We start from the raw sequence: 26,940 nt of genomic DNA on the forward strand, positions 1-26,940 counted from the left end.
CGGTAGCGAATTTCGTGCTTAAACTTTCCCCGTGCCGACTTGTCCGAAGTGTTTACATAATTTCCACCGCGGGGCGGAATCATTGTGCCCTCACTGCGGCTTTTCCCTGGAAAACCTGGACAAGAAATACGGCAGGGACTCCATCCCCTACCGCCGCGTATGCGACAACGCCGGCGCCCTGCGGCAGCAGGACCGCGTAAAGCTGAACGCCCTGCTGGAAAAACTGGAGCGCCGCATTCCCCCCGTCCTCCTTTCCGTCTATTTCCCCAACATCCTGGAGCCCTTTTCCCTCATTCCCCACAGCTTCTGGATGATGAACCACCTGACGGTGGACGAAGCCGGCTTCCCCAGCCACCAGGGCCCGCTGGACCCCCAGTGGCTCCTGATTCTGGTACTGGACGTGCGGACGGACACGGCCTGCTTCATGTGGGGGTATGAACTGGATCCCTACGTAGAGCCGGACCTGATCAACAAATCCATCATGAAGGCCCGCATCCCCCTGCGGGAAAGCATGCTGCTCCAGGCCGTGGGCTCCATCATGAAAGACGCCGTCCAGCTCGTGGCCCGGAAGGCGCGCTCCAAGGTCAGGCACCCCATGCGCTACGGGTTGACGCCCCCTCCCCCCGCAAACCGGAAAGGAGGCGGCCTATGAGATTCCTGCTGTTCCCCTTCATGCTGGCGGCGGCCATGTGCGTGGCCCCGGCGCAGGAATTCCCCGCCCTTAAATGGAACGCCCGTGACCAGCAATCCCTGATGAAGGGCACCTGGTGGGAAGCCAACGCACCCCTTCTGCCCCCTGTGGATGCGGCTGTGGCCCCTTCCGCCTCCGTCCCGGAACCCTCCGCCAATGCAGACTCCCCCGCTGTGGACCCTGTTCCGGAGGATTTCACGGACGTCAACGAATACTTCCTTCCGGACTACATCCGCACCTCCACGGGCCTGATCGACCCCCAGAAGCTTCTCACGGAAGTGGAGAGCAATGACGTCATTGAACTCATCAAGCTCATCAAATCCCGTTACAACGTCAACCTGTTCGTCAGCATCTTCGCGGCCGGGCAGAAAGTCCCCCCTTCCGTCAACGCCCCCACAATCGCCCGCCAGATATTCAAAAACAAGGAACGGAACCTGCTCCTCCACTTCCACATGGGGGACATTAAAAGCGCCCAGATCGCGCTGGATCCGGAGTTGAGCGCCCAGCTCGGGGATGCGGGGCGGCGGGACCTCCTGTACCAGGTGAAGCAGGACGCCTCCCGGTTCACCAACCCGCAGGACGAGCTTGTTGAAGCCATGATTTCCCTGGCGCGGAGGACAGAGGCGGACATGGCCTCCGCCCCCAAGCCTTCCCTGCCCGCGCTGGACCCGGACAACCCCGCCAGCATCCCGGAAGCCAACATCACCATCCAGGAGCCGGAGGAAGCGCGTGAATCCCATCTGCACGCCATGATGAAGGCCTGGATGTCCTTTGCCCTGGCCAATGTAGCCGGCATCATCCTGCACGCCTCCGCACTGGTGGCCGTAGTGGCGCTCTGGCTGGTCTGGAAAAACAAAAGAGTGGTGCGTCTGCTGCCGTCGGAACCGGACAAGCGCCTGGGCGCTCCGCACGGCGCCTCCCAGAGCCGTCCCGTAAACTACTGCATGCAGGACGGCCGTGGACCGGACTCCATCGGCCGCAGGCAGATGCGCCAGCACATGCGCGACGTCTCATGACAGAACCATCTCCAACCCCCGGCATCCGCGCCGCCCTGAACGGCGCGGGAGAACTGGAACTCACCATGGTGAACGCCCCTGCGGGAGCCGTCATCCGGATGGACGTTAATGCGACTTCCCCCCGCATGCTCTGCACGCAGGGCCGCTACCTGGCTCCGGTGCAGGCCCCGCCCGGCACGCGCATCCGCTTCCGCCTGTTCCACGGGAAGCGCGGGCTGACGGCCCCGGAAACCTTCATCATGCCCGGAGCTCCTCCCGCCCAGCCCGTTCCTTCCACGCTGATTCCCTGCACCCAGAACAGGGACTTCATGATTTACGACTGGGCGGCCCGGCACGAAGCCGCTTGCCGCGCGGTGAGGAAAACGCATCCGGACCTCCTCTTCATCGGAGACTCCATCACGCATTTCTGGGGAGGGCCTCCCGTGGACGAACCGCACCGGGACATCCTCCAGAAATCTCCGGAAACCTGGAGCCTGTGCACGGAGGGAATGAGGGCGGTCAATCTGGGCTTCGGCTATGACCGGGTGGAAAACGCCCTGTGGCGGCTCCGCCACGGCGAACTGGACGGAGCGGCGGACGATGCCGTCTGCGTGGTGCTCCTCGGCACGAACAACCTCGCGGAAAACACGGACGGGGAAATACTCCAGGGCATCCGCGCCGTCTGCGGGGAAATTACCGGAAGGCTGAAAAAGGCCGTCATCATCCTCCAGGGCTTCTACCCGCGCAACAGCGCCCGTAAAGATACCGCGGAACGCATTGCCGCCATCAATCTCCTCCTGAACCGTCTGGCCGCAGAACAGGGCTTCCTGTACACGGAACCGGGACGCGTCATGGCGAACGCCGCAGGACACGTTCCGGAAAAACTCTCCAGCGACGGGCTGCATCCCTCCGCGGCCGGCTATGAGCGCATCGCCGCCGTGCTGGCCCCCGTCATCAGGCAGGCGGCGGAACGGAAAAAATGACGCCGCCAAGAAACCGGACCCGCTTTCCGGTGTTTTTATTCATGGAAACCTCAGCAGAAACACCACAATGAACGAACAGGACGATACAAAACTCTGGCAGATTCTGGGCCATGCCTCCCAGCCTGCGCCGGGGGATGATTTTGCCCGCAGGGTCATGATGCGTATTGCCGGGGAAGAACACGCCACCGCCGTTCCGGCGGAATCCATCCACCACTTCAAGCGGAACTCCTTCCGCATCTGGGGCGCCGCGGCGGCGGCCCTGGTGGCTGCCGTCATCGGCATTGCAGCCCTGATGGAACCCTCTGCTCCGCAAACGCCCCCCCTCTCCATCGCCACCCTGAACATTGACGATGTGCTGGTGGAAGAAGCCGGTCTGGCTCTGGGCCAGGAAAACCTGGTGGACGCTCTCTGCGTGCTGTCCTCCACGGAAACGGGCGTCATCTCCTCGGACAACATCCAGGACCTCCTTCTGTAACTCTGGAAACGGAAGCATTCTTCGTTCCCGGCCCAGGGAGCGGAAACTCTTCGCCGGGCAAACCGGATTTCTTTCCTCCCCGTCCCGAATCCGCCTTCCTGAAAACCGGTTTTCTCCGCAAACGGGAACACCGGACACCGGAACCGTAGGAACGCCGCGTTGCCCCGGCCCCCACTGTTATAAAGCCTTTTCTCTTCCGGCCATGGCTGTGCCTCCCCCGGTCTTTCCAGTCTCCATCCGGAACGGAAGGCAGAGTTTCCAAACCTTCTACCTGGCCCCGGAACTGGTGGAGAAAACGGCCATCTGGAATAGGGGATTTATCCGGCAGGAAGGGCGCAGCTATCAGGCCCGGTAGCTGCTGCACCAATTAACCTATTTGCGAAGAAATACATCCAACTACAATAACATATATTAGATGGTAATGAATGGCATACGCCAATTTTTCATATGAGACGGGCAAAGATTTTTCCCTTTCTTTCGAGCGTTCTGGCCGGATGATACGGCAGATATCCAAAGGCGGCCGATTCTTCCAGGAATCGGCTCTTATCTCGCATGAGGCTTGTTGCTGCTGTCCCAGGAATTCTTCATGTCCGTTGAAGAACTAAACGTTTAGTTCATAAACAAGAAACTATCAGGAAAATAAATAATTATATTCCTCTAAACAAGGCTGTTGGCCCGAAGGTCATCTGCGACGGTTACCAGGCCCTCATTCCCCAAAAGCTCGGAGTCGATGCAATGACGTTCAACTTTGACGGTTCGGAATGCGAACATGCCACTTGCGCCAGCGCGTCGAAATGTTCATCAAGGTCGAGGAAGATGGTCTGTATTATTTCGGAGCGGAAACCGACGACACCGGAAGCCTTTCCATTGCTGGCGAAGAACTCTGTAAGAAGGATGGAACAATTTGCTCTGGGTTTTGAGAGCGATCTTTCGAATCAAGTGGAAAACTATATAAAACGGTTACCGGATGAGGTCAATTCTCGTCCTTATTGTGCCGGCCAAAAAGCCCTGAATGAAGTGACTCTCCAGATTATCGCCCAAGCAAAAACCAACGGATGGAGCACGGTACCCGATCAGGTCACAGAATAAGGCGCCCTTGAGCCGCCTTGTCCTGAACGCTGAAACAGGGAATACTTGAAAAATTGATACAATGTTCTTGTGAACACAAAACAATTTACTATAGTTACTAGAATGAGAGGTACTTGTGCTGTGATGAAAAGAATCTTTCAGTTTTTAGGATGTCTGGCAATCCTGTCCTTCCATGCGGCGGCATGGGGGACATGGCCGACAATGGGATCGAATGTTCCGTAGTGATGGAAAAAACCGAGTTTGACGCGAGGGAGGCTTTCCCTGACTTCAAGCTGGTGTTCGCCAACAAGGGAGAAAAGACCGTGCGCCTGTTCGACGACTTTTATCCCCTGAAGGATGACGGGCCGCATATTTCCATAGAGATTTTTTCGGAACTGGGAAAAGAGAAAAGGAAAAAGGTAGCAGCATATTACCCTCATTATTGCATTGAACGAGGACGTTTCTTGAATTTTATTACGCTGAAGCCCGGAGAAAAGCATGAAGTGCTCATTAAGGATGCTTATCTGTTGATGCACTATTTTGGGCCTTTACGCCGTCTTCGCAATGGTGAGAACTATGAGTTGGAAGTAATCTTTCGGGATGGGTATGGAGATCCCGGTATTTGGAGGAAGTATGTAGGGAGAGAAAATTTCTCCGTGGTCGATCAATCGCCCTGGAATCGGTAGAGCATTTGCAATTCTCTCTTCGGATTGCTTCCTGTTTTTTCTTCCTTGAATCGATTGTCAAAGCATCCATTTTGTTCTGTAAAAACCTTCGGATTGAACCGGGGTGGTTTCTGGCATAGATCAGAGAATATTCATTTGGCAGTCTTTTCGTGAAGGCGGTCGAAGTTCGTCTTCTTATCACGTCTGAGGCGTGTTGTTGCTGGCCCAGGAACTCTTCATGATTCCCGGTGAACTAAACGTTTGGTTCAGAAACAAGAAACGATCAGGAAAATGAATAACTATATTCCTCTAAACAAGGCTGTTGGCCCGAAGGTCATCTGCGACGGGTACCAGGCTCTCATCCCTCAGAAGCTCGGAGTCGATGCGATGACGTTCAACTTTGACGGGTCGGCGTGTGAACACGCCACTTGTCCCGGTGCTCCGGAAATGTTCATCAAGGTCGAAGAAGACGGCCTGTATTACTTCGGCGTAGAGGCCGACGACTCCGGCAGTATTACAATAACTGGTGATAAGCTTTGCGAAAAGAAGGGAGATAAACCCAACGGCAAGCTGAATATCAAAACGGCTTCCAGATATTTGAAAGCTGGTTATTACAAGGTTGCCTTGTCGTGGACCAACAACGCCTATGATCCTACCAGCAACAACGCGATCGCGTTCAACGTCACGATGGACAAGGAACCGATTCAGGAAGGGAAATATGAAGGAGATTCCACGATGAAGCGTGAATTTTCGCCTTCTCCCAAAATCAAGCTGTGGACGATTGAAAGGGAATCCGACATCAAATGCGAAGAATCCAAGGAAGTCGAATATGAATTTAAAAAACCGAAAACTACCTATCTTGATGAAGATAACGCCTGCACAACACGAGGAACTAAACCCTCTACCGTAGTAACGGTTTGCAAGGATGAGGCGGCCAAACTTTGGAGGACGCGTGTTGTCGCTGTTTCTGGGGGTGCTGACGTTGTTATACGCACTGGAGGTTACAGGGACGCTACGCTTAACCCTCCCAAGACCGAAGCAGAAGCCATTACAGCAGTTAACTCAATGAACGGCTATCAATCTCGTCCAGGGGTAGGAGCATGGCATACAAAGGAGGCTTCCTCGGCTCATGAGAATCACCATTGCCGACAATACGAAGATGCAGGCAAGTTTTTCTGGAAGCACATGAAGATTCAAGAAAAAATTGAAGAAAAGACTTTTAATATTGAGAATGTCCCCGACATGGATACTGTCATCCAATTCGCGCAAGAATATGCCAACACTTGGACGGAGCGCTTCTGGTTTGAAGTTGATAATTATGTCAGAGGATTACCAGACGATGCCAATGACCGTCCCTACTGTGCCGGACAACAAGCTCTGAATGAAGCTACCCGCCAAGTCATACAACAGGCGAAAGCCAATGGATGGAGCAACGTACCCGATCAAATCACGGAACCGGGAGCTATTGAGCCGCCCTGTTTCATGCCTCCGGTCAGCGAAGGGGAAACCCGCAGCATGGCCGTTGCGGAGGAACCGTCCCCCCTGAAGCTCTCCATTGCGGATACTTCCCGGTTCGCGGAAGGCAGGATTACGCTGTGCTTCCGCAACGAAGGAAATGAGCCTGTCCGCATTCCCGATGAAATCAACGACGAAACGGCTGATTATTTCTTCCTGACGGTGTTGAGGAGCGAACAAGGGAACGTCCGCATCCTGAATGCTGAAACGGGAAAAATCACCTTCAACCGTCCCTTGAACTACCGGGAGCTTTCCCCCGGCCAGGAATACAGCGTCACGATTCCGGTGTTCCTCGATGAAGTCGAGCTGGAAGATTGGAAACAATGTTCTTGTGAACTCGAAACGCGCTACTATAATCAGCAGGGTAAGGATTGTTTCCTGGGGACTCTCCGGGCGACGGCCAAACTCTCGCTGTGATGAAAAAAATCTTCCGGTATTTAGGAATTTTGGTTTGCCTGTCCCTCCATGCAGCGGCATGGGGGGATACGGCTGACAACGGAGTGGAATGCTCCGTTGTGATGGAAAAAAACCGGTTTGACGCGAGAGAGGCTTTCCCGGACTTCAAGCTGGTGTTCACGAACAAGGGCGAAAAGACGGTTCGCCTTTTTGACGACTTCTATCCCCTCAAGGATAATGGCCCGAATATTTCCATATATATCTACTTAAAACTGGGAAACGGGAAAAAGATGGAAAAAGCCATAGCTTGGTATGGAGCCCCATATCTGATAGAACGTAGAGCGAACTCCATACACTTCATTACTCTGGAACCCGGAGAGAAACATGAAGTGCCTATCCAAAATGCCTATTTATTATTGACATATCTCGACTTACTCCGCAATGACAAGAGATACGAGTTGGAAGTAAACTTCTGGGACGGATTCGGAGAGCGGGGTGTTCGGAGAAAATATGTAGGGAGGGCAGATTTTTCTTTGGTTGATCAATCGCCTTGGAGGCGGTAAAAATACTGCCTCCTGATGCCGGAAGTAGCTTATACAATCCATTTCGGGCACATGCTCGACTTGTACACCGTCATTCTAGAACACTTATTACCTCTCCTAAAAATCCCATGGTCTCCTGCGCAAAGCCTCCCAAAGTCCCTCAAATCGCTTTCCAGATATAAAAACCCATTTCCGGAACTGGTGGAGAAAACGGCCATCCGGACGGGGAAAATTTCCGCTGCCGACGGTTCTCTTTGACGTGCACGCCCGTATCGTTTACAACGGGCTTACTCCATGCAGGACTTCCTTTCCACCGTTATTCTCCTGTTCATCGTCATTGATCCCGTGGGACTGGCCCCGATGATTCAGGGAATGCTGAAGAAATATTCGCCCGCCCAGCAGAAGGCCATTCTGATGCGGGAGCTTGTGTTTGCCCTGAGCCTGCTGCTCCTGTTCTTCTTCTCCGGGAAATTCCTGCTGGACCTGCTGGGACTGGAACCGTCCACCCTGAATATTTCCGGGGGCATCCTGCTGTTCCTCGTGGCGCTGGGCATGGTCTTTCCCGCCAAGGACATGCTCTCTTCCGCCGGACGCACGACCGGACAGGACGAACCTTTCATCGTTCCCATCGCCATGCCCCTGATGGCCGGCCCCTCCTCCCTGGCCATCATCATGCTGCACGCCTCCCAGAGCCCGGACAGCATCTCCCAGATGACCTATGCCGGCGCCATCGTGACTGCCTGGTTCCTCTCCGGACTGGTGCTTTTCATCGCGCAGAAGTTCCTGCGCCTGCTGGGGGAAAAAGGGACGATCGCCCTGGAACGTATGATGGGCATGGTGCTCATCATGATTTCCGTCCAGATGTTTATGAACGGACTCGCCGGGTACGGCGTGAAATAGGAAGGCGCGCCGACCATGCTTTGGCTCCTGCACGGTAACCTGGGCTCTCCGGCGGACTGGAAACCCGTCATGGAAGTCCTGCGCGCCGGGGAAGTGGAAGCCCGCGCCCTGAACCTCTGGAAATACCTGGAATGCTGCCCCAAGAGCCTGAAGGACATGGGGCGCGTGCTGTGCTCTGAAATAGCCGCCCAGGACAAGCACCCCTGGCTCTGCGGTTATTCCCTGGGAGGCAGGCTGGCCATGCAGGCCGTTCTGGCCCATCCCCCCCTCTGGAAAGGCGCCGTATTCGTCAGCGCCAATCCCGGCATGGAGGATGAAACGGCAAAAGCGGCCCGGCGCGCGAAGGACGCAGAATGGGCCGTCAAGTGCCTCTCCGCGCCATGGGAGGATTTTTTGAAGGAATGGGACGCGCAGGGCGTATTTGAAGGCGGCCCGCCGCCTCCGGACCGTTCTTCCCTGAAACCGTGGCGCAAATCCATCTCCCGCGCTTTCATCGACTGGTCCGTGGGCGTCCAGGAAAACCTGGCTCCGCTCCTGAAGCAGTCCCCTGTTCCCCAGTTATGGATAGCCGGGGAGCGTGATCCCAAATTCACTGCCCTGGCCCGCCGGGCGGCGGGGGAACAAGCCGTCATCATTCCCCGCGCCGGCCACCGCCTCCCCCTGGAAGCTCCGGCGCGGCTGGCGGAAAGCCTTCAACAATTCATCCTGCAAAACCCATGAACGATCCCAAAATACCGGACGCGGAAGATTTGAGAAAACTGGTGGAGGAAATCGCCCAGACCCACGTCCCCTTCGGCATGTACGGCCCGGCCAAGTACCCGCCCAAGGGGTGCCCGCTGATGGACGTGCCCCAGGAATACCTGGCGTGGTTCCAGGCCAAGGGCTTTCCCAAGGGAAAACTTGGCCGCCTGATGGAACAGTGCCTGCTGCTGAAAGGTAACGGGCTGGACCCGCTTTTTGACCCCTTCCGCAAGGCCAACGGCGGACGGACGAAGAAAAACGCCCGCCGCCGCGTGTGGGATTTTGAGAGCGAATAACCTTCCCCCCGGAAGGAACGCATTCTTCCCGCGTCATCAGGAGGCGGGAACGAGCTTCACTTCCCGCCTTGTCCCGTCCTCTTCCGTGACGGCCAGCACATAAAACACCCGGTCCTCCTTCTTCCCGCGCGTGACGGTAATGGTCAGGCTGCCGCGGGACAGCTTCACGCCATCCTCCGGAACGGAGAAAACGCCCAGCTCTTCCAGCAGTTCAAGCGCCCTGGCGCCGTCCCTCACACGGATGGTCTGGCCGTCGCCTGAAATTTGCTTCTTCACCTCCTGCCATGCGGCGGCCAGCTGGCGCGGTTCCCGCTGCTGCATCTCCGCCCGGGAAAGAGGGGGCAGAGCCATGCAGAGCACGGCGGACAGCATGATCAATAGTCTCTTCATGACAGGGAGGCGGCGGGGAGTTGCTTGTTAATGGTGGCCTGGAACTTTTCCAGGGCCTGCATGGCGTGGTCGGAAGCCTTCCGGTCAATGGAAAGCTTCAGCCCGCAGTGGGGGCATTCAATGCCGCCGGACAACAGGTCCGGAATGGTTGTGGGGAAATACACTCCGCATTTGGGGCAGTCAAGCCCCGGAGTGCGCTGGTAGGAATAAGTGGTTTTCTGGTCCATGTTTGTTCTTTCAATTAGTTATTTTTTTCCCGGGAGGAAGAGTCTTCATAATGCGGCCTGGAGGTCAGCTGGAGGAATTGGGACAGGCCGGAAGGCATGTCCGCCTGCTGCATGGTGACATGGATTTTCATGTTCGCCTGCAGGGAGGAAGAGGAGGAACCCCTCCCGGACTGGGGCGCCAGGGAAGCGCGGAAGTTCAGGCCGTCATCCTGCCCCTTTCCGGCGGAGGAATCCACCTCGCCCTTGTTCAGGGAAAAGCGTTCATCCGGAGCGGAGGCGACCGCGTCAATGATGTTGATGTCAAAGTCAAAGTCCGCCTGCTTGATTTGCAGCAGAGGCAGCGTCACCAGGCTGATGAGCGGCACGCTTACTTTCTTCTCCGCTCCGCCGGAAGCGTCGCTGTCCGTAAAATTAAAGCTGATGAGCCTTAGCGCCCCCGTGGAACCGTCCGCAGGATTGTAGGACTCAAAAGCCAGGGACATGAAATGCTTCATGTAGCGTTCCGTGGACATCGCGTCCGCATCAATCGTCGCGACCAGCGGGGCCGAGATCAACTGCTGCAGGCTCATGATGTGCCCGTTCACCTTGTTGTTTGTAGAATCACTCATAATAATATCACTATTGTGCGGCCAGTCCGGAAACGTCATTCTGCTCCGCCAGGACGGCGGGAACGGCGGCGGGCGCGATGTTGAGGTGAAGCGTCTGGATGGAGTTCTCCGGCATCTTTTTCAGCTTTTCCGTCTCCACCTCCACGTCCACCACCACATTGCTTACCTGCCGGGTGAACGCATACTTTTCCGCAAGCACGTCAATGAAGGAGGAGAGGCCTTCCCGGAGGTTCGTGCGGCACTCCTGCCTGAGGGCGTCCCCCTGGGCACCCTGGAACAGGTCGGCCAGATCGGGATTGTCCATGAATTCCTTCTCCGCCACATCCGCCAGAAGCTCCGCCAGCAATCCCTTGTCCAGTCCGGAGTCCGCCCGCAGGAGGGCCCCCTCATGGCCGGAAACAGCCGCAGTGATCTTCTTCCCCAGGTAGAGGCAGAAATTCCTTTTCCACTGTTCCTCCCTGGCAAGCAGGGAGGAAAAATCACTTCTCGCCTCATCCGCCGGGAGATTGGAGTGCACCACGGCCATCACAATGGAACGGATGGCATACGCAGGCACCCGCTCCGCCAGTTCCTGCTGGAACAGGCTGCACTGCTCCGCATCCAGCACCTGCCTCTCCTCCACCCCGGAGGTTCCCGTCACCGCATACTTCAAATCGAATTCCAGGGACCCTATCTGGGCGCTGGGAAGCTGGAAGCCACGCACACCGCCGTGCTTCCCGTACTGGCGCGCCAGCCCCGCCGCATGGCAGTTCGCCGCGTGCTGCGCTTCGATAATGTCCCTAAGCAGGGATTCGACAATCAGATTCAGACGAGACATGGCTCTGGGATGGAGAAGAAATCGTTATGCTCCGGTTATTGTGCAGGCGTGGCGGCCACGGCCACCTTCCTCTTGAGCTCTCCGGCGCTCACCGTGCAGTTCCTGGCGTCTTCCTTGGAAATCGTGTATTCCTTGCCGGAATCCGTTTTCACAATCTTGGCTTCATTCCCCGCACCGTTATCAAACGGGTCCGTGGCGTCCCCTATCCGGAGGGTGATGGCATCCGGCTCAAACAGGCCTTCCTTGTTCTTGTAGGAGGTCATCAGCTTCACGCTTCCATCGTCCTGGATGGCATGCTGAACCTCCAGGGAACCGGTGGGAGATACCACGGAAATGCTGTTGTTCAGCATTTCCAGCACCTTGGCCATCCCGGCGGGCATGCTGTCCTGTCCGGCATGAACGGCCACGTCCATCGTGTACTCCACGCTGTACTTGGAGTCCTTCGTGGCGGAGGAGTCCTTCTTGCTGGAATAGCTGGCGTTCATGCTGCCGCGCGCCCAGAAGCATCTTGCAGAGGCGGAAACACTGGTATCTACGGAGCTGGAGGAATTCTCCGTCTCCGTACTGGCGGCGGAAGCGCTGATATTCGCCTTGAAGTTGATGTCAATGGAGTTGATGGCGATGTAGGGGATGGGGACGATGGTCAGAAGGGGAACCGTGATCTGGGCCATGTGGCCGTCCTTGATGAACTGGAAGGAGACGTTCACCGTCTTCTTCTCTTCTCCCTCTGTGTACAGGCCTACGTTCTGGATGAACTCCCATGAGGTCCGGGCCGCCTGGGCCTGGGCTTCCACGCAGGCGACCAGGGGACCGCCGATGATGTTGCCGAAAGGCAGCGACTTGAGGGAGGCGGTCGCCACGTCTGCTGCTGATTTGTCAATTGCCATATTATTTTATTTTCTGGTTGAGGTTAATATGATGTGCCGCCTTCTGGCGACGTTGTAATGATGGAGCCATTCCGGAGCCGTTTCCATCCCGCCTGTCCGGAATGCCGGTTCCGCCTTCCCGGAGCGCCGGCGGGGCATAGCTGGCGGCTATTTGGAAAACGACAGCATGTTCAGGCTCCCCAGCACTTTCTTTTTCATGAACTTGCTGACGGGGATGGAGACATTCCCCACTTGAAGGAAATTGCCCGCAATGGATTCTATATGCAGTTTGTTAACCAGATAGGAACGGTGCACGCGGATGAAATATTCCCCGTCCAGGTGTTCGGCCACCCGCGCCAGCGGGGCGGATACCAGAATGGACGACATGCCGTGCACGTGCAGCGTGCAGTAGCTTCCCCCCGCCTCCACATACAGGATATGCTTCATCAGGATGCGCTGGAACCCGTCGTTCATTTTGACGAACACCATGGGGTTTCTGGACAGGGAAAATCCGGCGGGCCTCCCCAACAGCGGCGTAAGGGAGTCATCCTTCATTTCCATGATTTCCAGCTTGTCTCCGTGCTCCACCGGTTCCGGCGCCGGGGCATAACAGACCCTATCTTTTTTAGTGACTTTAATAAATTTAATGGTCATTCAAAAATCATAGCAAAAACTTTAAATACTCAATAAATTCATCAATGAACAGCAGAAATGACCTTCTGAAACCAAATTTATCTCTTCTGAACGGCCATTGGAAACCGTGCCTTACCAACGCATTCAGGCCGCGGAAACCGTATTCCGCGGCCTGAATGGCACCCGTCTCTGCCGGGAAAAAACCTAATTCATCAGCGCCTGGTGCCTTTTCAGCAATTCCACCGTCAGCGGTTCGGGAAAGGCCTTCACGTTGGACGACCTGGCATCCTCCCTAAAGTTTTCCCCCTCATACAGCGGCACGGGGTAGACCTTGAGGATGCCGGGGCGGGCGGTCCGGACAAGCGTCTCCGCCATCTTCATCGCCAGGGGATTGCCCCCCGCGCCCTTGTCCGTCACGCAGACGGACTCCGTTAGCATGAAATTGCCTTCCGCCGGGTCCACGTAATCAATGGGGAGGCCGGCCTTCCTGTCCGCTACGGCCTGGTGGCGCAGGCCGAAGGCAATCGCCACCTCCCCGGCGCGCACCTTTTTCAGCGGTCCGGAACCGGAATTTTCCAGATGGGGCCCCGCGTTCTCCATCATGCCGTGCAGCAGGCGCCCCGCCTCCTGTTCCCCGTACGCGCTGACCAGGGCCTGGACCATCAGCCATGCCGTGGAGGAACTGCGGATATTGGGAATGGAGATGAATCCCTTGTACGCCGGGCTTGCAAGGTCTTTCAGGGAGGCGGGCCGGGGCAGCCCGTTCTCCTGAAGCGCCCTCGTATTGATGAAAATGGCCCCTTCCTGCGCCGTAAGGGGCGCGCAGAAACCGGGCGTCTTTTCCAGGGCATGGAACGTGAAGGAGAGGGGGGCGAACATCCGGTGGGCCTGCTGGGCGCTTTCCAGGTAGTAGGTGGAGGCGGTAATCACGTCCGCCTCAATGTTGCCGCCCTCCGCCATGATCTTTCCGCCCAGCTCCGAGGTGCTGAAGGAGGAAAAAATGTACTGTCCGGAAAATCCGGCCCTGTCCAGGGCGTCCTGCATGGCTAGCCGGGATTCTTCGTCCGCGTTGGAGTAAATCACTACCTCCGGGCTCTGATTGCAGCCGCCCAGGCACAGAAGGACTCCGGAAACGGCGGCAAGCGCGCAGGCAATCATGGTGGACTGTTTTTTCATGACGGTATCTTATTGTTTTTTGGTGCATCGGGCGGCAATGCCGCCCAGAATGACCCTGGCCAGGATATTCGTGGCCAGAATCAGGAGGGACATCACAAAGATGGAATCAAACTGCGCGTAATGCTGCAATTCCTTGATCTTGGTGGTCAGCACGGCCGTTCTGGCGCCCACTAGGAAGATGACGGCGCTGATCGTGATCATGCTGTTGATGAAATAATAGCTGAACATTTCCAGCACGGTTCCCAGCGAATTGGGCACCACAACCCGGCACAGGGTTTTCAGCCAGGAATCACCCATCAGGGCGGCTGTGGCCTCCCAGCCCTTGTTCATTTTCTCCAGGGAGCTCTTGCCCATCAGGTAGGGCGTGGTGAAGAAATGGACCACGTTGCAGAGCACCAGAATCAGGAAGGTGTTTTGCAGGCTGGTGCCCGTGAAGGCGAACAGGAATGCCAGGCCGAGCACCATGCCCGGAATGGTGTTGGTCACCACGGCTATCCCATCAATCGCGCCGCGAGCCACCCGCCCCAGCCCGGAGCGCGCGGATACCAGCGCGGCGCCGTAGGAAAGCAGGGTGCCCAGCAGCGCGGTCAGCAGCGCCACCCACAGGGAATTGCCGTAAATGGAAAGCAGGCCGCGGGAAGAGAGGATGCGCATGAAGCGTTCCAGGGAAAATTCCACCTCATAAGGCCAGTTTCTGACGAAAGGCACCACGAACATGACCGCAAAAACCGCCGCAATGGTTCCGATGACGGCCAGGGACCCGGCGCCGCATACGGCGTCCCTCAGCGGGCTTTTAACGATGTCCTGGCGTGAAACCTTGTTATACCGGAAATTGTACCTTTCCAGGTAATTGATCAGCAGGATGCTGATGATGGACGGCAGCAGCATGGAGACGGCGACCGCCGCGCCGCCGCCGAAGTTCGGGATGGCCCCTAGCATTTCATTGTACAAATGGATGGCCACCACGTCAAAACTGCCTCCGATGGAGGCGGGAATGCCGAAGTCCGTAAAACTCAGCGTGAACGACTGGATCAGCGCCGCCCCCAGCGTACCCACCAGCGGCCTCACGGCCGTTCCCAGGAAAGTGCGAACGGGGCCGTCCCCCATCACCTTGGAAACGATGGCGAAGTTCTTGTCTACATACTTGAAGGTGTTGTTAATCAGCAGGAAGGCGACCGGCAGCGTGTAAATGGTGTAGCCCAGCAGCATTCCCTGGAACCCGTAAATGTCCAGCACCTGGAACCCCAGCAGCCGCGTCAGCAGCCCTTCCCTGCCGAAGGAATAGATGATGACGAAGCCGTACGTGATGGTGGGCAGGAACATGGGCGCCACCGTCATTCCCGCGATGAACTTGCGGAACAAGGGCGGCAGTCCCGTATTGTTCACGGCATACGCCAGGAAAAAGGCCAGCGCGGTGGTCAGCGCCGCGGAAACCCCGGAAATCAGAAAACTGTTCCGGAAGGATTCCAGGAATGCCGGGCTGGCCAGCATGGCCGTGTAATTCCCCAGGCCGGATTCCCTGCCTACCAGGAAGGACTTGCCCAGCAGCAGCGCCATGGGCAGGACCAGGAAGACGGAGAACACCAGGGCAACCGCCCAGAACACGCCCCGGATTTCTATCTGGGTTTTATGCATAGGAACCCTCAAAGAGGGAAAGAATGTTATTCCTCTTGATCTCCAGCTGATTCAGGATGAACTGCTTCACAAAGCTGTTGCTGGGGCTGGAAATGATTTCCCGCGGCGTGGAATACTGGGAAATGCCTCCTTCGTTCAGGATCAGCACCCGGTCGGACAGGGTAAGGGCCTCCTCCGGGTCATGCGTCACGATGATCGTGGTCAGGTTGTACTCCCGGGCAATCGTCTTGATGCGGTACTTGATGGACTCCTTGATGACGCCGTCCAGGGCGCTCAGAGGTTCGTCCAGCAGCAGGATGCGGGGCTTCATCACCAGCGTGCGGGCCAGGGCCACGCGCTGCTTCTGGCCGCCGGAAAGCTGGTCGATGCGCTTGTCCAGATGTTCGCTCAGGCCCAGCAGCTCCACCAGCTCCCGCACCTCACGGGGGGAGCTGACCCCCGGCTTGTTCTTCAGGCCGTACGTGATGTTCCGGTAGGCGTTCAGGTTGGGGAACAGGGCGTAATCCTGGAACACGATGTTGAAGCCGCGCCGCTGCATGGGCGTGCCGCTCACGTCCTCCCCGTCAAAAAGGATCTGGCCGCCGTCCAGTTCCGCCAGCCCCAGGATGACGTTCAGCAGCGTAGTCTTTCCGCTGCCGGACGGCCCCAGGATGGAGACGATCTCCCCTTTCCCGATGTCCAGGCTGATGCCGTTCAGAATGGGAACTCCGTTATAGACTTTCTTGATGTTTTTCAACTGTAGCATGGTAACCTCCTGGCCGCCGCAGCGGCCCGCTGGGATTGATGGATGGGAAGGGAACTACTTGTTCCGGCGGATATCCGCCACGGCCTCCGCCAGGCGGCGGAAATCGTCCGGGAACACGTCCCCGATATTGCCGATGCGGAAGGTAGGGGCTTCCGAAATCTTGCCGGGGTAAATGACGAATCCCCGTTCCTTCAAGGCCTCGTAAAACTTCTGGAAATCAAAATCCTCCTCCGGGTACAGGAAGGACGTGATGATGGGGGACTGGAGTTCGTCCGGCAGCAGGGTCCGGAACCCGCTCCGGCGCATCCCCTCCACCAGCGCCGCATGGTTTTCCCGGTACCGGTCATGGCGCGCTTCCACGCCGCCCTCATCTTCCAGCTCCTTCATGGCCTGGAAGAAGGCGCGCACCACATGCGTGGGAGAGGTAAAGCGCCACTTGCCATGGCCCTTCTCCATCTCCGCCCACTGGTCATACAAATCCAGGGACAGGGAGCAGGAGACCCCCTCGCACCGGGACAGGGAGGAGCGTCTGGCAATGACGAAGCCGAAACCCGGAACGCCCTGGATGCACTTGTTCGCGCTGCTGACCAGGAAGTCGATTCCCAGCTTGCGGATGTCAATGGGAATGCCGCCGAAGCTGCTCATGGCGTCCACGATGAACGTCAGCCCGCGCCCGCGGATCGCCCTGGCGACGACCTCCACGGGATTCAGAATGCCCGTGGTGGTCTCACAGTGCACCATGGCCAGGTGGGAGATGTCCGGGTGTTCCTCCAGCGCGCGCCGCACGGCCTCCGGCGTTACGGGCGCCGTCTCCTTCAGGGAAACGAGGACGTGATTCAGGCCATGGCGGCGGGCGATGTCCCCCATGCGCTTGCCGTACGCCCCGTTGGCGACGATCAGCAGCTTGTCCTGCGGCCTGACGGCGCAGCTCAGCGTGGCTTCCACGGCATAGGTGCCGCTGCCCTGTAAAAGAACGGTGGTGTATTCGCCGTCCAGCCCGGCCAGCTTCAAAAGCTGTTCCCGGATGACGGTGACCACGCCCTCGTTGTAATCCTTGTCCCAGGTGCACCAGTCCTGAAGCATGGCCTGGCGGACGGATTCGGAAGTGCTCAGCGGGCCGGGGGTAAGAAGAAGGTAATTTCTCATGGTTAATGGATGGTTGAAAGGCTAGCGGTTCATGGAGGCGTTGATCTCCTCAATGCAGGCGGGCAGTTCACGAATGGAATCCAGCACGTAATGCGCTCCCGCGTCCAGCATGCGGCGGCGCACTTCCTCCTTCATTCTGTTCAATTCTGCGGCGGGCATGGCCTCATATTCCTCCTCGCTCAGGCCCAGTTCATTGCTGCCCGTGATGATGCCCACGGTGTGCACTTTCGCACTCAATCCTTCCCGGATATCCGCCATCGTATCGCCCACCTTCACCACCTGGTCCACGGAGGGGATCTCCAGGTCAATCATGTTCCGGTAAACCATGTACGGCGCGGGACGCCCCGCGGGCACTTCGTCCGGCGTCACCAGGTTGTCCACCACATAACCCCGGGCGGCGGCCCCGGGACGCACGATGTCCATCATCCGCGCCGTGTAGCCCGTCGTGGAGCCGATTTTGATGCCCCGGGCCTTCAGTCCCTCCAGCGTTTCCACCACGCCGGGAATGGGTGTGGTGAAATCCTTCAGGGAGGCGAACAGGTGCGTTTCAAAACCGGCGTAAAGCTCCCGCACGTCGGATTCATTCCAGGAACGACCGTACTTCCTCTCAAACTGTTCGCGAACCGGCTCCATTTCCAGAATGGCGCGGATGTGGTCCACTTTCAGCAACCCCATGGGTTCCCGCGCCTGCCTGTAGGTGATATCCAGGCCCTTTTCCCTGAACACGCTCAAAAAAACGTTCAAAGGGGCGAAACAGCCGAAGTCCACGGCCGTACCGGCCCAATCCATGATGATGCAACTGACTTTATTCATAATCTGTAATGTCTGGTCGTTGAAGGAGCAGCAGCGGCGGCTTTCCTCCGGGAACGGAGCCAACCTAAAACCTTCCCCGCCGCCGGACAAGAGCCGCCTGGTTGCAATGTTGTCACATAAACGGCGCTGGACACGGTCAGAAATTCGTGTACGCGCCGCAGATAAACGTCCACCCCGTAAACCCGGCGGAACGGCCTCCGCGGGAATGCCCGTACTCCGCCATCGTCATGATCTTCAGCCGCGCGGGATCGTCCCGGTACACAAAGAAATTCAACCCGGCGACCACGGCCTGGTAGCAATCCACGCGGTTCCCTCCCCTTTCCGCCAGGGAGGCATAGCGCTTGTTCGGTTTCACGGCGTCCGGACCGAATGCGAGCTGGTAGCGGGCGACCGCCTGCACATGCCCCGTCAGATTGAAGGACGGCATGACGGTCAGCCCCGCCAGGCCGGACGGAGCTATCACGCCACCGGAGGAATACTCCCGCAGCCGGGAAGCCCAGACTACCTGGGCCATCAGCTCAAATGCGCCCTGCTTTCCGTAATAATACAGCGCCAGCACGTTCCGCGCCCCGGTGCCCGTGTAATTGCCGTCGTAGGGGCGGTCCTTCATGTCCCCCCAATTGTAAATCCAGTCGCAGTACAGCCGCCCTTCCTTCAGCAGCAGGCCGTCCGCGCGCGCGGACAGGCCCAGGCTCATGTTCACGGACTCCCAAGTGCCCCAGGTTCCGCGGCTCCTCTCGTCCGTGTTGGACCACAGGCCCGCGTAATACCCCAGCGGCTCCTTCTTTTCGTCATTATAGCTCCAGACGCCGAAGGAACTGTCGCTGACCAGCATGTTTTCCACGGCGGAAATCTCCGGCAGCTTATACTTGGAACTGGAAATGCGGTTCTCCGCCAGAATGACGGGAAGCACCTTCCCCGCACCCACAACAGCGCCCGGCAAGGAATATTCCAGATTGGCCTCATAAAGGTTGCCGCGGGTCATTTTGTGGTCGTTCCAGCGTCCGCCCTTGTAATAGCCCAGGCTGTCCACGCCGCCCATGTTCCAGATATTAGCCACTTTCAGGTCCCGGAGCACCCTGGCGTTCCAGCCCAGCCTCAGCCGCCGCCATTCCTCCGTGCGCCCGTGGGAGCCGGGGTACGTTTCAGAACCGTTGGGAGCCACGGCCGCCGCCTGGTACTGGGCACGCAGGGACACGTTGAACTCCTGAAGCCACGGATTCGCGTCATTCCTGTACAAATGCACGTTGCCGGGACGGTCTCCGTAGCTTTGCGCCCAGAGTCCGGACAGGGAGGACACGCCGGCCGCCGTTCCGTTCCAGGAGGAAAAACCTTCCGCGCCACACGCAAAGCTGGCGGCGCAGCCAAAACAGGCGGCATAGAAAAAAGAGGCCAGGGACATGATTCCCCACCATATCCGTTCCGGAACCCGCCTGAACCATTTTCAGGTCAAAAAATCGCCACACAACAACATACCGGAAAAAGGAAAAACGCGGCTTTCATCTTCGCGCCTCCTGATGCATGCCCATGAAAAAACAGGGAGGTCCCGGCGCGCCCCCTGAAGCTTCCCGTGGAATACACGGACGGTGCAGCCGTCACGGCTCTGTCTCTCCGGAAAGCAGGCGGTCAAAGACCCACTCCCCGAACGTCCACTCCTCATTCTCCCCTTTGGCAAGGGCGAACTGCCGGAAGAGTTCCCGGAACAGCTCCCTCACTTCGCCAAGGGGAACGGCGCGGCGCAGCAGGAACGCCGTCCTGTCGCCCTGGGCGCGCCCTCCGGCAAAAACATCGTAAACGCCCTCGCTGCGGCCAACCATGGCCAGCTCTGCAAACAGGGGGCGGGAACAGCCGTTGGGACAGCCGGAAATCCGGAACACCACGGGTTCGTCATCCAGCCCGAATTCATGCAGAATTTCTTCCAGCCATCCGTTGAGCTCCCGGTGGACCAGGGAAGAAGCGGCGCGGGCGCGGCGGCAGCCCGGCAAGCCGCGGCAGGAGCAGGATTCAATGGAGAGCGGGGAAAAATGCCTGGACCCGCGTAGCAGTACCTTGATGCGTTCCGCCACGCACCTGTCCGCCGGATGAAGCCTCAAATTGCCCCGCGGCGTGATGCGCACCGGAGAAGTCAAAAAAGGGACCACGCGCCGCCATGCCGACGCCACGGCATATTCCGGCGTATCCTCCAGACTGCCGGAAGGGAGCGCCACCAGCAGCCCGTTATAGAAATCATTGCGGCTCCACTCCCCGGAAGAGGAAAACTCAGGTTGCTCCCCCTCTCCCGGGTACAAGCCGGCGTTTTTCAATTCATTCAGAACCCAGTCCAGGCTGCGGGAGGCGAACAGCGACTTCAATCTCCTCTTGCGCGGATTGTCCGGTTCCCCGAACTGTTCATTCAGGGCCGTCAGCACCCCCGCCGCCTTCACGGCCTCCGGCAGGGAATACCGCCCCAGCCAGGATGCCGCCCGCGGCGCCAGGGCCGCACTGCCCCCCTGAATGCCGCCCCCGCCTCCGGCAAACAAATGCACGCCGCCCTCCGGATGGCCTCCCTTGGGAACCACAAAGCCCAGGTCACAGGAAAACAGCCCGAATTCATGGTGCGGAGCCTCTTCCAGACAAATACGGGCGCGCTTGTGCAGGGCGGAAAAACGTTCTTCAGGCTGCGGGTCCGAGGAAAAAAGACGTTCGCGGTTTTTGCGTATTTCATACGCGGGGAAGGAAACGGGAGCGGAAAACCTGTTCAACTTTCCGGCGAACTCCAGCCATGCGTCCCGGTTTTCCCCCCAGCAAAGGGAGGAACCTACATCCACGGCCTGTTCCGTATAGGGAACCAGGCGGGAAAGCTTTTCCGCCAGGGCAATGCCCTTCTCCACGCATTCCCGCTCATCCACCCCGTCCAGAGGAATGGACAGGGTGGAAAAGGAAACAAGGCGGCATCCGCCGTCCACGGCGTCCAGAACGGCCTGCCACTGGGCGGGTTCCATCCATCCTCCGCAAAACGGATATTCCATGGTGTAGGTATTTCTCATGATGAATAAAATCAGACTCGCGCCGTCGCCAGGAACACCACGTGCATGACGGAAACCAGCGTTACAAAATACATGTCCGCCCGCGCGGACGGCACAGAGGAGAAGGGACCGGCCATGCCGAGGCCCAGAGCGCCGTGGGAACACCGGGAAATGCAGTCCCGGCAAAGGGTGCAGCGCCTGGAAATGCGGCAGGCCCCGCCCTCGCGCGAGATGGCGAGGTCACGGCAGGCGGCGGCGCACTGCATGCACCCGGTGCACGTCTCCTTCACGCGCATGCGCCAGGGGGACAGCCTGCCCAGCAAACCGGCGGCCAGCCCCATGGGGCAAAACCTGCTGCAATATTCCCTCACGCCGCCCGCGGCGCTCATTCTCCAGGCCAGGGGAGCCAGGAAAGCCGCGGCAAGCGCAACCGCCAGGGCGTATTCCACCGGGAGTCCCCACAGGGACAGGAGCAGCGGCGTTCCCACCGCTGCGGCGAGGGCCGCCCATCTCCAGTCCCGGAGGCCCTTGCCTCCCTTCACCGGACGCCCCTTTCTGCGGGAGGAGGCGGCGGACAGGCAGTCCCACACCCCGAAGTAGCACAGATGGCTGCACCACGCGCTCCCGGCCAGAAGGACGGATACGCTGAACAGCGCCAGCATGAAGATGCCTTCTCCCCGGTAAACCGGGCCGGAAATCATCATGAACGGCACGGGAACATGCAGCCTGCCCGTCATCAGCAGGGAGGAAGCCACCGTCACGCCCAGCAGAAACTGAAGAAAAAACACGGAGGCGAATACGGTCCACATCAGCCGCCGCCTGCGGGGAGACGCCTGCGGATTCAGCAGCCCCTCCGCACAATAGCCTCCCCACCAGGCCAGAAGAAGAATCACGAGTCCGTTGACGCCCTGCCACGGCAGAACACGCTCTCCCAGCAGCAGGCGGAAAGGGGCCAGCGCATCCAGCAGAAACAGAAATAGCACGGAGGCGGAAAACACGCGGCTGCGCGCCAGCTCCGGAACAGGCAAATCCTTCTCCCCGCGCCTGCGCCACAGGATAGCCGCCGCATGAAGCAGCAGCACGCCCGCCAGAATGGCGGCCAGCCGCAGAAACGGCAGTCCCTCCATCATCCGCAGCCTGGCCAGATGCCAGGTTTCCGCCCCCCAGAAAAGCAGGGAGGCCAGCAGCAGGAACGTGACGCTCCTGCGGAGCCAGCCGCGCCGGGAAAACGAAAGCGCCGCCAGCCCCATGCACAAAATGACGCCCGCATGCATCCCGCCGCGCAAAAAATGGGCGGCCGTCATCAGAAAGCAGAACAAGGAGATGAGTCCGGGGCCGGTCATGGCATCGTGGGCGCCTGTCTGACACCCCCAACATAAGTGAAAAGACCGGGCGCTCCAGAAAAAAACGGTTCATCCGCCCGTGAAGGGAGCCTCATTGCGTCACCCCTCCGCCGCTCCGTCCGGAAGCCTCCGGAACATGCGGAAGGGCGCCGTTCCACGGCGGTGAAAGCCGTGGGGGCGCCCCGCCGGAAACGGCGGCCTCCATGCGTGGACGCTGTCCGGCCGCGCATGGAGCCGCATCAGGATGTTAAAATTACAATTTCCTGGTGTTCAGCTTTTTATCCACCACCATGCCGTCCGTGAGCTTCGGCTGGAACTTCACGTCGCGACGGGCCTTGAACTTCAGCACAAACAGCTCGGAGGTTCCCTCCACAGGTTCCTTGTCCCCGATATTGACGAAGGTGGGATACAGGGCCTTGGTTCCGTTCGTATGAAGCCTGTCGTTCGTCAGGTTCTCCATCTTCTTCATGTTCTTAACCTCCACGCCCACGAATTCCAAATCCTTGGGATCGTACGGGAGGGCAAAGCTCAGGGCATTCACCAGCCGGAGGTTCCGGCCCTTCACGGTCACCTTGACGGTGTCTCCCTTGGCGTACCTCTTCTTATCGGCACTGAGCAGGAGCTTTCCGTCCACGTGGACTTTCTTCTTTGCCTCCTCGGCGGCTTTCTTCTTCTCGCCGTCCCCCTCCTTCTTATCCCCTTCCTCATCCTTCTTGTCGGCTTCTTCCTGCGGCTGGTCGGCTTCATCTTCCAGCTGGGTGGCTACCACGGAGATATCGTAAGCGTCAATAAGGCCATTCTTATTGATGTCTCCGTTGCTGATGTAGCCTTCAAAGTCGGAATCGCCCTTCCGCAGGCCCGTGTAGTTGATGTAGGAGGTCAGGTCGTTCCGGTCGATCTTGCCGTCATTATTGATGTCGCCCGGCAGATAGCTTTCCGTACCCGGCACCTTGAAGACGTAGATTTCCCTGCCGGAGCCGTAGTCGCCCACGCCTTCCGTGACATTCAGCTTGATGTAGCGCGCCGTGGGGGCGTCCTTGAAGTTGAAGATCTTCACGTCGCCATTCTTGTCCCACTGGAACGTTCCGGCCTTCGTCCAGTTTTCCCGGTCCATGCTGTAGGAAATGGAGCCCTTCAGGAGCGTTCCGTTGCCGCCGTCCTCACGCGGAACGTAATGGAACTTCTCAAGCTTGTTGATGGTCTTCAGGTCCAGAACCAAGTCAAACGGCACGGCCTTCTCGTTGTACTTCGTGTGCCACGCGTCCTTTTCCTTGAAGTCAAAGAGTTTCGTCAGGGAATTGCCCTGGTTCTCCACGCTCGTTTCACCTTCGATTCCCGGAATGGCGAACTCAAGCGGGTTGGCCTTGGTCTTCGCGCTGATGGCCGTCCAGGCGGAATGGCCGTCCTTGTTGACGGCGCGTACATTGAAGGAATAGGGCGTTTCCGCCTCCAAATCCTCAAACAGGAACTCCGTCCCCTTGATGGTGGTATACAGCATTCCGCCGAATTCGATTTCATAAAAATCGGCATTCGGAACGGCGTCCCACGTGGGCTTCAGGGTATAGGCCGCCGCGTTTTCCTCCGTCACCACGGCATTGGAGGGAGCGGTCAGCGCGCCGGAAGAAAGGCGGTACTTTTCAGCGGGTTCAAACCGGAACCCTTCCACGGAAAGCACCGTGGGGGCTGCCGTAATATCCGCCGCGCCCAGCTTCACCAGCAATTGAGGGTTTTTGGCAATCACCTTCTTCTCAAAATCGCTTCCCTTGGTCGCAAACCTGTTCAGGTTGGGAGCCTGGTCATAGAAATACACGTTCTCCCGGGACTTGAAATCCTCCATGGAATTCGCTTCCGCCAGGTTGACGCTGTTTTCCCCGACTTTGGCGGAAACGCTGGACGGCTTCTGCGTTACGTTGATGCGGAACTCCGTGGCCTTCTTCTTCTGAAAGCCGTTGAAATCCCCCACCGCCGGATGAACGGTGACGGTCACGTTGTTCTTGTCGTCCGCCCGGGATTCAACCAGGGTGCGGACGCCCTTGCCGGCCCTGTATTCCTCCGTCACGCCGTCGTCGTCATACGCGGTGAAGGAAGTGTTGCCGTGCGGATAAAGCTCGTAAATGCGCAGGTTCGGATTAATTTCCGAGACATTGTTGCTCGGATTGGCCATGGGAATGATCGCGCCGTTCTTGACGAACACGGGCAGTTTCCACAGGGGAGCGTCAACGTCATTGTAAATCTTGCCGCCTTCATACAAATCCCCGGTGAAATAATCGATCCACTGTCCTTCCGGCAGGTAAATGCCGTGGCGCACGTCATTCCCCTCCTTGTCCGCCCTGGTTTCCTGGTAAACGGGCGCCACCAGGAAATAGGGGCCGTACAGGAACTGGTACTGCGTGGCCTTCCCCAGCGTGTAGGGATTGGGGTATTCCAGGAACATGGCCCGGATCATGGGCAGGCTGGAAACGGATTCCTCCGCGATGCTGTAGGCGTACGGAAGCAATTCCGACTTGAGCTTGAGGTACCACCGGTTGATGGAGGTATAGGGTTCCCCGAAGGCGTGGGGATACTTTTCATTGGCTCCCCAGCCGTCCATGTTCAGCTCCATGGGAGTGAAGGTCTTCCACTGGAAATCGCGGACGTTCACCAGCGGATTCTTCCCGCCGAAAATGCCGTCCATGTCCGAACAGATGTTGGGCTGGCCGGAGAGGCCGGAGCCGATGTAGGTGGGAATATGGAAACGGATGTACTCCCAGACGCCGCCCGTCTGGTCGCCCGACCAGATGCCGGCATAACGCTGTGTTCCGGCCCAGCCGTCCAGGGAAATGATGAACGGTCGGCTGTTGTTACCGTAATAGGTCATGATCTGGGCCACGTCCGTAATGCCATTCAGGCCGAAGGAATAGCCGGCGCCCACCCAGGCCACGTCCGTCTTCAGCACGCGCACTCCGGCGTCCCTCACCTCCTTCACGATGTCGCGCTGGAGCAGGGCGCTGATTTCCGGCTTGGGATGCAGGTCGGACTGGGTCCACAGGCCTATTTCCACGCCGTTCTTCCTGGCGTAGTCCGCCAGGCTCTTCAAATTCGCGATATTGCCGTCCAGGGTATCCGTCTGGCCGTAGCCGGCTCCGTAGCCGTCGTTCGGCAGGAGCCATCCCAGCGGCATGTCATGGGCCTTGTAGCGGTCCACCACGGCGCGGCCGGAAAACTGGTAATTGTTCAACTCCCCGTTCAGGGATTCCTTAATGCCTCCGTTATCCTTCTGGCTTTCCTTGTACCGTTTTCCGTCTTCAAACAGGATGCCCTTCTCGTCTTCCTTCCAGTAATCCCGGTTGTAGGCGTTCAGGTGGCCCTGGTAAAAGGCGAACTTGGGCAGCAGGACGGGGGCGCCGGTAAGCTGGTAGAAATCCCCCAGCAGGCTGACGGGCCCGTCGTTGACCATGAAAAAGACGTCCAGGTAATTTTCATCATGCGAAAGGCTGACCAGGTTCTTCTCCCTGGAGCCGAAATCATACTGGCCCTTCTTGAAGGTATGCCACATGACGCCGTAGCCGCCGGTGGACCAGTAAAAAGGAGTGGGGGAAGCCACGCCGCCATCCGTCCAGCTGTTCTGGTTCTCAATGGAAATCACCTTCCCCTTGTGGGAAAAACGGCCGTTCTGCACGCCGCCGCCGTAAAAATATTCATCCGGCTTCGCTTTCAGGGAAAAGCTGGTCCTGCCCTTTTCAAAAAGGACGGGGGCCGCCTGTTCCACCACCACGGAATTGTCCTTCAGGTTGATGATCTTGAGAAGAGAGGTCTTTTTGTCTATTTCAATCCTGATCTTCCCTGTGGTGATGGTGACCACATCTCCCTGCTGGTCCACGTCCAGGCGGGAAACCGGCTTCCGGGGATTGTCCGCCAGGATGCGGGCTTCCGGCTCCGCCTTGGGGTCGCGGATAATGCCGCCCTTGTCATCCCGGAAAATCCGGAAAACGTTGTCCCCGTAAAAATCGAATGTCATCCGGTGGTTCTTGCCAAGCAGCACTTCCACGGCGGCAGGGTTGATTTTCCTGGCGCCTTCAACGGGCTGGACCTGTTGTTCCGGGGTCAGTTCTCCCGATGCGGCAACGGCGAGACCGGAGAAGGAAAAAGACAATCCGAAAGCCAGCAGGACGGACTTCCGGAACATGCCATGGTCAATTGAGTTTCCCATTATTGTAGTGTTTTATATTATTCAGCCGGAGCGGCGCCACGGAAGGGATGCAAACGATCGTTTCCGGCCGGGCAACGGGC

General features: G+C 58.2%; 27 protein-coding genes. 12 read left to right on the forward strand and 15 right to left on the reverse strand.

Features of this window, described 5'->3' with window-relative positions; all coding sequences use genetic code 11:
• Positions 1 to 82: 82 nt before the first annotated feature.
• From HJW02_RS04325 to HJW02_RS04380, 12 genes are all read left to right on the forward strand, one after another.
• On the forward strand, positions 83 to 652 hold the full coding sequence (locus HJW02_RS04325) for a hypothetical protein (protein ID WP_102721166.1): 570 nt from the start codon (positions 83 to 85) through the stop codon (positions 650 to 652).
• The gene (locus HJW02_RS04330) at positions 649 to 1,707 is read left to right on the forward strand and encodes a hypothetical protein (RefSeq protein ID WP_102721165.1); all 1,059 of its coding nucleotides are present in this window, start codon (positions 649 to 651) and stop codon (positions 1,705 to 1,707) included. The genes HJW02_RS04325 and HJW02_RS04330 overlap by 4 nt, the downstream gene beginning before the upstream one ends.
• Positions 1,704 to 2,669 (forward strand): GDSL-type esterase/lipase family protein, encoded by a 966-nt coding sequence (locus HJW02_RS04335; protein WP_102721164.1) that lies wholly within the window; start codon positions 1,704 to 1,706, stop codon positions 2,667 to 2,669. Before HJW02_RS04330 ends, HJW02_RS04335 begins: the two co-directional genes overlap by 4 nt.
• Before the next feature lie 67 nt (positions 2,670 to 2,736).
• Positions 2,737 to 3,144: a hypothetical protein gene (locus tag HJW02_RS04340; RefSeq protein ID WP_102721163.1), complete on the forward strand. Its 408-nt coding sequence runs from the start codon at positions 2,737 to 2,739 to the stop codon at positions 3,142 to 3,144.
• Positions 3,145 to 3,346: 202 nt separating this feature from the next.
• Positions 3,347 to 3,499, forward strand: a complete 153-nt coding sequence (locus HJW02_RS04345; protein WP_156340831.1) for a hypothetical protein — start codon at positions 3,347 to 3,349, stop codon at positions 3,497 to 3,499.
• A gap of 461 nt (positions 3,500 to 3,960) precedes the next feature.
• The gene (locus tag HJW02_RS04350; protein ID WP_146019599.1) at positions 3,961 to 4,233 is read left to right on the forward strand and encodes a hypothetical protein; all 273 of its coding nucleotides are present in this window, start codon (positions 3,961 to 3,963) and stop codon (positions 4,231 to 4,233) included.
• 149 nt (positions 4,234 to 4,382) lie between these two features.
• Positions 4,383 to 4,898: a hypothetical protein gene (locus HJW02_RS04355; protein WP_240454378.1), complete on the forward strand. Its 516-nt coding sequence runs from the start codon at positions 4,383 to 4,385 to the stop codon at positions 4,896 to 4,898.
• A gap of 270 nt (positions 4,899 to 5,168) precedes the next feature.
• Positions 5,169 to 6,809, forward strand: a complete 1,641-nt coding sequence (locus HJW02_RS04360; RefSeq protein WP_102721319.1) for a hypothetical protein — start codon at positions 5,169 to 5,171, stop codon at positions 6,807 to 6,809.
• Positions 6,809 to 7,351, forward strand: coding sequence for a hypothetical protein (locus tag HJW02_RS04365; RefSeq protein WP_102721162.1), 543 nt, complete (start codon positions 6,809 to 6,811; stop codon positions 7,349 to 7,351). The genes HJW02_RS04360 and HJW02_RS04365 overlap by 1 nt, the downstream gene beginning before the upstream one ends.
• A gap of 273 nt (positions 7,352 to 7,624) precedes the next feature.
• The gene (locus HJW02_RS04370; RefSeq protein WP_022397896.1) at positions 7,625 to 8,230 is read left to right on the forward strand and encodes a MarC family protein; all 606 of its coding nucleotides are present in this window, start codon (positions 7,625 to 7,627) and stop codon (positions 8,228 to 8,230) included.
• A gap of 15 nt (positions 8,231 to 8,245) precedes the next feature.
• Positions 8,246 to 8,950 (forward strand): alpha/beta fold hydrolase, encoded by a 705-nt coding sequence (locus HJW02_RS04375; protein WP_102721161.1) that lies wholly within the window; start codon positions 8,246 to 8,248, stop codon positions 8,948 to 8,950.
• Positions 8,947 to 9,267: a DUF3820 family protein gene (locus tag HJW02_RS04380; protein ID WP_102721160.1), complete on the forward strand. Its 321-nt coding sequence runs from the start codon at positions 8,947 to 8,949 to the stop codon at positions 9,265 to 9,267. Before HJW02_RS04375 ends, HJW02_RS04380 begins: the two co-directional genes overlap by 4 nt.
• 36 nt (positions 9,268 to 9,303) lie before the next feature.
• Here HJW02_RS04380 and HJW02_RS04385 read toward each other — a convergent pair whose 3' ends face one another.
• The 15 genes from HJW02_RS04385 to HJW02_RS04455 all read right to left on the reverse strand — a co-directional run bounded on the left by HJW02_RS04385 (position 9,304) and on the right by HJW02_RS04455 (position 26,860).
• The gene (locus HJW02_RS04385) at positions 9,304 to 9,657 is read right to left on the reverse strand and encodes a hypothetical protein (protein ID WP_146018268.1); all 354 of its coding nucleotides are present in this window, start codon (positions 9,655 to 9,657) and stop codon (positions 9,304 to 9,306) included.
• The gene (locus tag HJW02_RS04390) at positions 9,654 to 9,884 is read right to left on the reverse strand and encodes a hypothetical protein (RefSeq protein ID WP_022397892.1); all 231 of its coding nucleotides are present in this window, start codon (positions 9,882 to 9,884) and stop codon (positions 9,654 to 9,656) included. The genes HJW02_RS04385 and HJW02_RS04390 overlap by 4 nt, the downstream gene beginning before the upstream one ends.
• Before the next feature lie 14 nt (positions 9,885 to 9,898).
• Positions 9,899 to 10,492, reverse strand: coding sequence for a DUF2589 domain-containing protein (locus tag HJW02_RS04395; RefSeq protein ID WP_180971105.1), 594 nt, complete (start codon positions 10,490 to 10,492; stop codon positions 9,899 to 9,901).
• A 10-nt stretch (positions 10,493 to 10,502) separates the two neighbouring features.
• Positions 10,503 to 11,309 (reverse strand): hypothetical protein, encoded by an 807-nt coding sequence (locus tag HJW02_RS04400; RefSeq protein WP_022397890.1) that lies wholly within the window; start codon positions 11,307 to 11,309, stop codon positions 10,503 to 10,505.
• A 35-nt stretch (positions 11,310 to 11,344) separates the two neighbouring features.
• Positions 11,345 to 12,196: a DUF2589 domain-containing protein gene (locus HJW02_RS04405; RefSeq protein WP_102721157.1), complete on the reverse strand. Its 852-nt coding sequence runs from the start codon at positions 12,194 to 12,196 to the stop codon at positions 11,345 to 11,347.
• A 147-nt stretch (positions 12,197 to 12,343) separates the two neighbouring features.
• The gene (locus HJW02_RS04410) at positions 12,344 to 12,829 is read right to left on the reverse strand and encodes a LytTR family DNA-binding domain-containing protein (protein ID WP_102721156.1); all 486 of its coding nucleotides are present in this window, start codon (positions 12,827 to 12,829) and stop codon (positions 12,344 to 12,346) included.
• Between the two features lie 183 nt (positions 12,830 to 13,012).
• Positions 13,013 to 13,984 (reverse strand): extracellular solute-binding protein, encoded by a 972-nt coding sequence (locus tag HJW02_RS04415; RefSeq protein WP_102721155.1) that lies wholly within the window; start codon positions 13,982 to 13,984, stop codon positions 13,013 to 13,015.
• A 9-nt stretch (positions 13,985 to 13,993) separates the two neighbouring features.
• On the reverse strand, positions 13,994 to 15,619 hold the full coding sequence (locus tag HJW02_RS04420; RefSeq protein ID WP_102721154.1) for an ABC transporter permease subunit: 1,626 nt from the start codon (positions 15,617 to 15,619) through the stop codon (positions 13,994 to 13,996).
• Positions 15,612 to 16,364, reverse strand: a complete 753-nt coding sequence (locus tag HJW02_RS04425) for an ABC transporter ATP-binding protein (RefSeq protein WP_102721153.1) — start codon at positions 16,362 to 16,364, stop codon at positions 15,612 to 15,614. Before HJW02_RS04425 ends, HJW02_RS04420 begins: the two co-directional genes overlap by 8 nt.
• 54 nt (positions 16,365 to 16,418) lie before the next feature.
• Positions 16,419 to 17,510, reverse strand: coding sequence for a 2-aminoethylphosphonate--pyruvate transaminase (phnW, locus tag HJW02_RS04430; protein ID WP_102721152.1), 1,092 nt, complete (start codon positions 17,508 to 17,510; stop codon positions 16,419 to 16,421).
• 21 nt (positions 17,511 to 17,531) lie between these two features.
• Positions 17,532 to 18,323: a phosphonoacetaldehyde hydrolase gene (gene phnX, locus HJW02_RS04435; RefSeq protein ID WP_102721318.1), complete on the reverse strand. Its 792-nt coding sequence runs from the start codon at positions 18,321 to 18,323 to the stop codon at positions 17,532 to 17,534.
• A gap of 136 nt (positions 18,324 to 18,459) precedes the next feature.
• Positions 18,460 to 19,725: a hypothetical protein gene (locus HJW02_RS04440; RefSeq protein ID WP_102721151.1), complete on the reverse strand. Its 1,266-nt coding sequence runs from the start codon at positions 19,723 to 19,725 to the stop codon at positions 18,460 to 18,462.
• Positions 19,726 to 19,918: 193 nt separating this feature from the next.
• Positions 19,919 to 21,349, reverse strand: coding sequence for a hypothetical protein (locus tag HJW02_RS04445; RefSeq protein ID WP_102721150.1), 1,431 nt, complete (start codon positions 21,347 to 21,349; stop codon positions 19,919 to 19,921).
• 11 nt (positions 21,350 to 21,360) lie between these two features.
• Entirely contained in the window at positions 21,361 to 22,671 is a 1,311-nt protein-coding gene (locus HJW02_RS04450) for a 4Fe-4S binding protein (protein WP_102721149.1), read from the reverse strand.
• Positions 22,672 to 22,924: 253 nt separating this feature from the next.
• Complete coding sequence (locus tag HJW02_RS04455) at positions 22,925 to 26,860, reverse strand: TIM-barrel domain-containing protein (RefSeq protein ID WP_102721148.1); 3,936 nt, start codon at positions 26,858 to 26,860, stop codon at positions 22,925 to 22,927.
• Between the last annotated feature and the right edge of the window lie 80 nt (positions 26,861 to 26,940).

Source organism: Akkermansia sp. GGCC_0220 (genome assembly GCF_017566105.1).
Classification (GTDB): domain Bacteria; phylum Verrucomicrobiota; class Verrucomicrobiia; order Verrucomicrobiales; family Akkermansiaceae; genus Akkermansia; species Akkermansia massiliensis.